Below are 1,392 nucleotides of genomic sequence, written 5' to 3'. Positions count from 1 at the left end.
CTCTCTAATTATCGAAACAGAATCAGCTATGTCTGTCTCTTATACACATCTAGATGTGTATAAGAGACAGATATAAATCATATTCTTATCTTGCCTCCATAAAGTCCATAATCATATTCCTGTCTCTTATACACATCTAGATGTGTAATGTTGAAAATACTAAAATAATATAAATCATATTCTTATCTTGCCTCCATAAAGTCCATAATCATATTCTTAGTCTGTCTCTTATACACATCTAGATGTGTATAAGAGACAGATCATATTCTTAGTACTCTTTTTATATTTTCTACTTACTCGAAGCGTTGAGACTGTGGACGATGACAGCGGGTCAATATCAAGAAGTATTTGGTCACCCTTGATTCTTTTTAAAAAATTCAAATTAATAATATAAGAAGTATGAATTTGAACAAAATTTTTATTTAACCTTTCCAATAATTTTCCTGTTGTCATTATAAATTTATCAGAATACTGTTGAGTATATAAGACAACATATCTCCCTTGTTTCTCAAAATATACAATATCTTTCATAGCAACAAAACAGCAGGAGTTCTTTTTAAAGTATGTAAACTTTGTATCATCGTTTTTTATATAGATTAGTATCCGTTCTAATGTTTGGAATAAATTCTCTTTGTCAATCGGCTTTAACAAGTAATCGAAAGTATTTACCTCAAATACATCTTGCATGTAATCTTCATAGGAGGTAATGAAGACAATATAAGCATTTAAATCATATTTCCTAATCTCACGGGCAATTTCTATACCAGATGAATCAGGTAAATCGATATCTAATAAATAAATATGATAATTATCTTTTTTTAACATTTTTTTCAAACGATCGCCATTGTTAAAACAATCACATTCGAATATACAATTAGGAAATCCTGCCAGATAGTTTTCCAATACGCTAGTTACTAGTGGTACATCATCACAAATTGCCACTTTAAATTTTTCCAAGCTATCACCACTTTCAAACATCTTTGATATAGTATTCATCTTTACTAGAGAAGTTTGTATGCTTGACAAATAGTCTATTAAAATATGTTGTAAGCTTCTGATGTTTACCACATATTATATATCAAGTGATAGAAGAGAAAAAACCATTTACCAAAATAAAATTCATTTAATATAAAAAACCATGTATATTATCATTATTTTCGATCATTACTGAACAATCGAAGAAACTATCCATCAACCTATTATGGAGTCTCTAATGGTACATTAAATATTGATTTTAATTCATTCGAGATATAATTTTTATACCAAATACAGTCTTCCCTTTTCTCACCAGCTTTTTGTAGCCCCCTCAAAATACATCTGTTACAATATAAATTATGTTCACAATCTCGACAGATTGTTTCAGCATTCGGCAAAGTTATTTGTGAAAACTCT

General features: G+C 28.9%; 2 protein-coding genes. Both read right to left on the bottom strand.

Features of this window, described 5'->3' with window-relative positions:
* Positions 1 to 228 precede the first annotated feature (228 nt).
* On the bottom strand, positions 229 to 957 hold the full coding sequence (locus A5867_RS04565; protein WP_170927495.1) for a LytTR family DNA-binding domain-containing protein: 729 nt from the start codon (positions 955 to 957) through the stop codon (positions 229 to 231).
* Positions 958 to 1,199: 242 nt separating this feature from the next.
* Positions 1,200 to 1,392 (bottom strand): hypothetical protein (locus A5867_RS18050; protein ID WP_212648489.1); only part of this gene is annotated, 193 nt, incomplete at its 5' end.

The sequence above is a fragment of the Enterococcus sp. 6D12_DIV0197 genome, assembly GCF_002174385.1.
GTDB classification, from domain to species: domain Bacteria; phylum Bacillota; class Bacilli; order Lactobacillales; family Enterococcaceae; genus Enterococcus_D; species Enterococcus_D casseliflavus.
The sequence above is the reverse complement of the archived record's forward strand: the minus strand, read 5'-3'. Positions and strand labels throughout refer to the sequence as shown.